Raw genomic sequence first — 7,551 nt, 5'->3', positions numbered from 1 at the left:
GGGGATCCCTGTCCGCCTTCCGGCCGGAAGAGGCAACAATGGGGTCCATGACGGACTCCCTTGCTGACCCGCACCTGCGCTACTCCGCCCCCACCGCCGCGGGCGGACCGCGCGAGGTCGTGATCCTCGGTTCCACCGGCTCGGTCGGCACCCAGGCCATCGATCTCGTGCTCCGCAATCCCGACCGCTTCACCGTGACGGGCCTGTCCGCCGCGGGCGGCCGGGTGGCCCTGCTCGCCGAGCAGGCGCGGCGGCTGCGGGTGCGCACGGTGGCCGTCGCCCAGGCCGACAAGGTGCCCGCGCTGCGCGAGGCGCTGGCCGCGCAGTACGGCTCCGAGCCCCTGCCCGAGATCCTGGCGGGGCCGGACGCCGCCACCGAGCTCGCCCGCAGCGAGTGCCACACCGTGCTCAACGGCATCACCGGCTCCATCGGTCTCGCGCCCACCCTCGCGGCCCTGGAGGCGGGCCGCACCCTGGCCCTGGCCAACAAGGAGTCCCTGATCGTCGGCGGCCCGCTGGTCAAGGCGCTGGCCAAGCCGGGGCAGATCATCCCGGTCGACTCCGAGCACGCGGCCCTCTTCCAGGCGCTGCTCGGCGGCTCCCGCGCCGAGGTCCGCAAGCTCGTCGTCACGGCCTCCGGCGGGCCCTTCCGGGGCCGTACGAAGGGCGAGCTGGCCTCCGTCACCCCCGCCGACGCCCTCGCGCACCCCACCTGGTCCATGGGCCCGGTGATCACCGTCAACTCCGCGACCCTGGTCAACAAGGGCCTGGAGGTCATCGAGGCACACCTGCTCTACGACATCCCCTTCGAGCGCATCGAGGTCGTCGTCCATCCGCAGTCCTACGTCCACTCGATGGTGGAGTTCACGGACGGCTCCACGCTCGCCCAGGCCACCCCGCCGGACATGCGCGGCCCCATCGCCATCGGCCTCGGCTGGCCCGAGCGCGTCCCGGACGCGGCCCCCGCCTTCGACTGGTCCACGGCGTCCACCTGGGAGTTCTTCCCGCTCGACGACGAGGCGTTCCCCGCCGTGAACCTGGCCCGGCACGTCGGTACGCTCGGTGGCACGGCGCCCGCCGTCTTCAACGCGGCGAACGAGGAGTGCGTGGACGCGTTCCTGGGCGGCACGCTGCCGTTCAACGGCATCGTCGACACCGTCGCCCGGGTCGTGGCCGAGCACGGCACACCCGCCGCGGGAACTTCCCTCACCCTCCCGGACGTCCTGGAGGCGGAGACCTGGGCCCGTGCCAGGGCCCGTGAGCTCGTGAGCCGCTCGGGTCCGGCGGCCCGTACCGCGACAGAACCCTCGGAGGCCCGCGCATGACGACACTGATGACCGTCCTCGGGATAGTCGTCTTCGTGGTGGGCCTGCTCTTCTCGATCGCCTGGCACGAACTGGGACACCTCTCGACCGCGAAGATGTTCGGCATCCGGGTGCCGCAGTACATGGTCGGCTTCGGCCCGACGATCTTCTCGCGGAAGAAGGGCGACACCGAGTACGGCATCAAGGCCGTCCCGCTCGGCGGGTACATCCGCATGATCGGCATGTTCCCGCCCGGCGCGGACGGGAAGATCAGCGCCCGCTCCACCTCGCCCTGGCGCGGCATGATCGAGGACGCCCGCTCGGCGGCCTTCGAGGAGCTCCAGCCGGGGGACGAGTCGCGGCTGTTCTACACGCGCAAGCCGTGGAAGCGCGTGATCGTCATGTTCGCCGGGCCGTTCATGAACCTGGTCCTGGCCGTGGTGATCTTCCTCGGCGTGATGATGTCCTTCGGCGTCAGCACCCAGACCACCCAGGTCTCCACCGTCTCCGCCTGTGTGGTCAAGGCCACCGACAAGACCGACGCCTGCCCCAAGGGTGCCAAGGACTCCCCGGCCAAGGCCGCCGGCCTCCAGCCGCGCGACAAGATCGTCGAGTTCAACGGCCACCGGACGGACGACTGGGGCACCCTCCAGCGGGAGATCCGCAAGACCACCGGACCGGCCACCCTCACCGTCCTGCGGGACGGCGAGCGCAAGACCCTGCAGGCCGACCTGATCTCCAACCAGGTCCAGAAGTACGACGGCAAGGGCAACCCCCTCAAGGGGCAGTACGTCACCGCGGGCTTCCTCGGCTTCACCCCCGCGACCGGAGTGGTGCCGCAGTCCTTCGGGCAGTCCGTCGACCGCATGGGCGACATGGTCCAGTCCGGCGTCGAGTCGCTGGTCGCCCTGCCCGGCAAGATCCCCGACCTGTGGAACGCGGCCTTCGACGGCGGCGAGCGCAAGGCCGACTCGCCCATGGGCGTCGTGGGCGCGGCCCGCGTCGGCGGCGAGGTCTTCAACCTCGACATCCCGCCGTCGCAGCAGATCGCGACCATGCTCTTCCTGGTCGCCGGGTTCAACCTCTCGCTGTTCCTGTTCAACATGCTGCCGCTGCTGCCGCTGGACGGCGGGCACATCGCGGGCGCCCTGTGGGAGTCCGTGCGGCGCGCCTTCGCCCGGGTCTTCCGCCGCCCCGACCCGGGCCCCTTCGACGTCGCCAAGCTGATGCCGGTGGCGTACGTGGTGGCCGGGATCTTCGTCTGCTTCACCCTGCTGGTGCTGATCGCGGACGTGGTGAACCCGGTGCGCCTGACATAGCCGGGACGGCTGTGGCCCTTGTGTCCCTTGGCCGGACGGGCAGGATTGCGCGAACCCGCGTTTTCCAGCCCGTCCGGCCTTGCCGTAATCTCGAAGGCCGGAGCCCGCCGATCCCGGGCCCTCGATCCAGACCTTGGGGTTGCTCGCCACATGACCGCGATTTCGCTTGGAATGCCTTCCGTTCCGACCAAGCTCGCCGACCGCAGGGTCAGCCGCAGGATTCAGGTCGGCTCCGTGGCCGTCGGCGGCGACGCGCCGGTGTCGGTGCAGTCCATGACCACCACCCGCACCTCCGACATCGGCGCCACGCTCCAGCAGATCGCCGAGCTCACGGCCTCGGGCTGCCAGATCGTGCGCGTCGCCTGCCCCACGCAGGACGACGCCGACGCGCTCGCCGTGATCGCCAAGAAGTCGCAGATCCCGGTGATCGCCGACATCCACTTCCAGCCGAAGTACGTCTTCGCCGCCATCGACGCGGGCTGCGCCGCCGTCCGGGTGAACCCGGGCAACATCAAGCAGTTCGACGACAAGGTCAAGGAGATCGCCAAGGCGGCCGGGGAGGCGGGCACGCCGATCCGTATCGGCGTCAACGCGGGTTCGCTGGACCGGCGCCTGCTGCAGAAGTACGGCAAGGCGACGCCGGAGGCGCTGGTGGAGTCGGCGCTGTGGGAGGCGTCGCTCTTCGAGGAGCACGGGTTCCGTGACATCAAGATCTCGGTCAAGCACAACGACCCGGTCGTGATGGTCAACGCCTACCGTCAGCTGGCCGCCCAGTGCGACTACCCGCTGCACCTCGGTGTGACCGAGGCGGGCCCGGCCTTCCAGGGCACCATCAAGTCCGCCGTCGCCTTCGGCGCCCTGCTCTCCGAGGGCATCGGCGACACCATCCGCGTCTCCCTCTCGGCCCCGCCGGCGGAGGAGGTCAAGGTCGGCATCCAGATCCTGGAGTCCCTCAACCTCCGCCAGCGCCGCCTGGAGATCGTCTCCTGCCCGTCCTGCGGCCGCGCCCAGGTCGACGTCTACAAGCTCGCGGATCAGGTGAGCGCGGGCCTGGAGGGCATGGAGGTGCCGCTGCGCGTCGCCGTCATGGGCTGCGTCGTCAACGGCCCGGGCGAGGCCCGCGAGGCGGACCTCGGTGTCGCCTCCGGCAACGGCAAGGGGCAGATCTTCGTCAAGGGCGAGGTCATCAAGACCGTGCCGGAGTCGAAGATCGTCGAGACGCTCATCGAGGAGGCGCTCAAGATCGCCGAGCAGATGAAGGCCGATGGTATTGCCTCCGGCGAACCGGAGATCAGCGTCGCCGGCTGAGTCTGCTGAGACCGGCCGAGGCGTGCGGTCCCGTCGTCGGCTGCGCCTATGAGCTCGGGTGGCTTGTGTCGTCCGGCGGGTGCGGGTCGTGTACGGCTGGTCGCGCAGTTCCCCGCGCCCCTTACAGGGCGCGGTCCCGGGGATCAGAGAGGTACAGTTCCAAGACCTGTTCCCCTTGGCCTCCGGCCCGCTACGGTGAGGCATTTCGACACGTGTTGACGACGACCACCACCAAGGTCCTGGAGCCCGGCGAGCTCGACGCCGCCCTCGCCGTCCTCGACCGGGACCCGGTCGCCAACGCCTTTGTCGCCGCCCGTGTACAGGTCGCCGGACTCGACCCCTGGAGGCTCGGCGGCGAGATGTGGGGCTGGTACGCCGGAGGCCGCCTCGAATCCCTCTGCTACGCGGGCGCCAACCTCGTCCCCGTCTGCGCGGGCCCCGAGGCCGTACGGGCCTTCGCCGAGCGTGCCCGCCGCGCGGGCCGCCGCTGCTCCTCCATCGTCGGCCCCGCCGAGGCCACCGCCGAGCTGTGGTCCCTCCTCGAACCGCACTGGGGCCCGGCCCGCGAGGTCCGCGCACACCAGCCGCTGATGGAGACCCGCGGCATGCCCGCGGACATCGCGCCCGACCCGCTCGTGCGCCGCATCCGCAAGGACGAGATGGACGTGATCATGCCCGCGTGCGTGGCCATGTTCACCGAGGAGGTCGGGGTATCGCCCCTCGCGGGCGACGGCGGGCTGCTCTACCAGGCACGGGTCGCCGAACTCGTCGGAGCGGGCCGGTCCTTCGCCCGCGTCGAGGACGGCAAGGTCGTCTTCAAGGCCGAGATCGGCGCCGCCACCCGCCGCGCCTGCCAGATCCAGGGCGTCTGGGTCGCCCCGGAGCACCGCGGCCGCGGCCTGTCCGAGACCGGCATGGCCGCCGTCCTGAAGTACGCGCTGACCGAGGTCGCCCCGGTCGTCAGCCTCTACGTCAACGACTACAACACGGCGGCTCGCGCCGCATACCGGCGCGTGGGCTTCCAGGAAGTCGGCGCGTTCATGAGCGTGCTCTTCTGACAACCGGAAGCAGGCCCGTCCGATCCCGGCCCCCGCGCACAGCGGGCAAGGTAGCCTCCCCGCATGGATGACATCGTGGTCGGGCCGCTCGACCTCGCCGCGCGCGTGGACGAGGCGCTCGCGGTGCAGGCACTGGCCTTTGGGCTCACCCCGGACGAGGTGACCGTACGGCGCCACATCGTGCTCCGGCACCTCGGCTCGCCCGGCGCGCGGGCCTTCGGCGCGACGACGGACACCGGGCGGCTCGTCGGCTTCGTCTACGGCATGCCGAACGACCGCGCCCACTGGTGGTCCGGTGTCGTCGAACCGTATCTGCGGGCCACCGGCACCGAGGCCTGGCTCGACGACTCCTTCGTCATCACCGAGCTGCACGTCCACCCCGACCATCAGAAGCGCGGCATCGGGCGGGCCCTCATCACCGCCATCACCGGGACGGCCACCGAGCCGCGCAGCATCCTCTCCGCCATCGACGTCGAGAGCCCGGCCCGCGCGCTCTACCGCAGCCTGGGCTACCGCGACCTCGCCCGTCAGGTGGTCTTCCCCAGCGCGCCGAGCCCGTACGCGGTGATGGGCGCGCCCCTGCCGCTGCTGCGCTGACCCCCCCGTAAACCGTTTCCCCGCCGCCCGGGCCCGCCGCTACCCTCCTGCACAATCCCACCACGCACGCAGGAGACCTCCGATGGCCCACGTCCAGCGCATGTCCACGTTGCTGCTCAAGACGCTGCGCGACGACCCGGCCGACGCGGAGACCGCCAGCCACAAGCTGCTGGTCCGCGCCGGTTACGTCCGCCGCTCGTCCGCGGGGGTCTGGACGTGGCTGCCGCTCGGCAAGAAGGTGCTGGACAACGTCGCCCGCGTGGTGCGCGAGGAGATGGACGCCATCGGCGGCCAGGAGGTCCTGCTGCCCGCGCTGCTGCCCAAGGAGCCGTACGAGACGAGCGGCCGCTGGAAGGAGTACGGCGCCGAGCTCTTCCGGCTGACGGACCGCAAGGGCGCCGAGTACCTCCTCGGGCCCACCCACGAGGAGATCTTCACCCTCACCGTCAAGGACCAGTGCACGTCCTACAAGGACCTGCCGGTGATCCTCTATCAGATCCAGACCAAGTACCGGGACGAGGCGCGGCCCCGCGCCGGAGTGCTGCGCGGCCGCGAGTTCCAGATGAAGGACGCGTACTCCTTCGACACCACCGACGAGGGGCTCGCCGAGTCCTACCGGCTGCACCGTGAGGCGTACTGCCGGATCTTCGCCCGGCTCGGCCTCGACCACCGCGTCGTCTCCGCCGTCTCGGGCGCGATGGGCGGCTCCGCGTCCGAGGAGTTCCTCGCGCCCGCGGCGGCGGGCGAGGACACGTTCGCGCACTGCCCCGGCTGCGACTACGCCGCCAACACCGAGGCCGTCACCGCGCGGATCACGCCCGCCGACCCGGCCGCGCACGGTCTCGTCGAGGAGCTCGACACCCCCGGCACCCCCACCATCGAGACGCTCGCCGCCCACCTCGGCGTGCCCGCCTCGGCCACCCTCAAGAACCTCCTGGTCAAGATCGACGGCGAGATCACGGCCATCGGCGTGCCCGGCGACCGCGAGGTCGACCTCGGCAAGCTGGGCGAGCACCTGGCCCCCGCCGTCGTGGAGCTGGTGACGGCCGAGGACTTCGCCGGCCGCCCCGACCTCGTCCGCGGCTACGTCGGCCCCCAGGGCCTCGGCATCCCCTACCTCGCCGACCCCCGCGTGGCGCCCGGCACCGCGTGGATCACCGGGGCCAACAAGGAGGGCACCCACGCCCGGAACGTCGTGTGCGGCCGGGACTTCACGGTCGACCGGTACCTCGACGTCGTCGTGGTCGAGCCCGGCGACCCCTGCCCCCGCTGCGGGGCGGGCCTGGAGATCGGCCGTGCCATCGAGATCGGCCACATCTTCCAGCTCGGCAGGAAGTACGCCGACGCGTTCGGCCTCGACGTACTCGGCCCCCAGGGCAAGCCGGTCCGCGTCACCATGGGCTCCTACGGCATCGGCATCTCCCGCGCCGTGGCTGCGCTCGCCGAACAGACCCACGACGCGGCGGGCCTGTGCTGGCCCCGCGAGGTGGCTCCCGCCGACGTCCACATCGTCGCCGCGGGCAAGGCGGCGCAGACGGAACTGGCCCTCTCCCTCGCCGGGAAGCTGGGCGCGGCGGGCGTCCGTGTCCTCGTCGACGACCGGGCGGGGGTTTCGCCGGGGGTGAAGTTCACTGATGCGGAGCTGATCGGCGTGCCGACGATTCTTGTCGTGGGGAGGGGAGCCGCGGACGGCTTGGTGGAGCTGAAGGATCGCCGCACGGGTGAACGTACGGAGCTGCCGCTGTCCGAGGCCGTGGCTCGCGTCACGGCTCTCCTCTGACCCGGGGCTCCGCCCCGGACCCCTGCGCCTACTGGGCTGCCTCGTGAGGCCGGTGTGCGGCTGCGGGCCGGTGGGGGCTGGTCGCGCAGTTCCCCGCGCCCCTACCTCCTACCGCTGGTTGTGGGCATGCGTTCCGCAAAGGGCTGGGGGTCCCCCCGGACGGAGTCTGGGGGGACCCCCAGCCC

General features: G+C 71.5%; 6 protein-coding genes. All 6 read left to right on the top strand.

What is annotated here, in order from left to right:
* The first annotated feature begins 47 nt into the window (after window positions 1–47).
* The 6 genes from dxr (at window position 48) to K6I34_RS27085 (ending at window position 7,366) form a co-directional block, all read left to right on the top strand.
* On the top strand, window positions 48–1,325 hold the full coding sequence (gene dxr / locus K6I34_RS27110; RefSeq protein WP_229329619.1) for a 1-deoxy-D-xylulose-5-phosphate reductoisomerase: 1,278 nt from the start codon (window positions 48–50) through the stop codon (window positions 1,323–1,325).
* Window positions 1,322–2,623: an RIP metalloprotease gene (locus tag K6I34_RS27105; protein WP_229329617.1), complete on the top strand. Its 1,302-nt coding sequence runs from the start codon at window positions 1,322–1,324 to the stop codon at window positions 2,621–2,623. Before dxr ends, K6I34_RS27105 begins: the two co-directional genes overlap by 4 nt.
* A 150-nt stretch (window positions 2,624–2,773) precedes the next feature.
* Entirely contained in the window at window positions 2,774–3,931 is a 1,158-nt protein-coding gene (gene ispG, locus K6I34_RS27100) for a flavodoxin-dependent (E)-4-hydroxy-3-methylbut-2-enyl-diphosphate synthase (protein WP_229329615.1), read from the top strand.
* A gap of 212 nt (window positions 3,932–4,143) precedes the next feature.
* Entirely contained in the window at window positions 4,144–4,989 is an 846-nt protein-coding gene (locus K6I34_RS27095) for a GNAT family N-acetyltransferase (RefSeq protein ID WP_229329613.1), read from the top strand.
* Between the two features lie 63 nt (window positions 4,990–5,052).
* Window positions 5,053–5,586, top strand: a complete 534-nt coding sequence (locus tag K6I34_RS27090) for a GNAT family N-acetyltransferase (RefSeq protein WP_229329611.1) — start codon at window positions 5,053–5,055, stop codon at window positions 5,584–5,586.
* Window positions 5,587–5,668: 82 nt separating this feature from the next.
* Window positions 5,669–7,366, top strand: coding sequence for a proline--tRNA ligase (locus K6I34_RS27085; protein WP_229329609.1), 1,698 nt, complete (start codon window positions 5,669–5,671; stop codon window positions 7,364–7,366).
* The last annotated feature ends 185 nt before the right edge of the window (window positions 7,367–7,551 follow it).

Origin of the sequence: Streptomyces sp. UNOC14_S4 (assembly GCF_020740835.1) — a bacterium.
Taxonomy (GTDB): domain Bacteria; phylum Actinomycetota; class Actinomycetes; order Streptomycetales; family Streptomycetaceae; genus Streptomyces.
The sequence above is the reverse complement of the archived record's forward strand: the minus strand, read 5'-3'. Positions and strand labels throughout refer to the sequence as shown.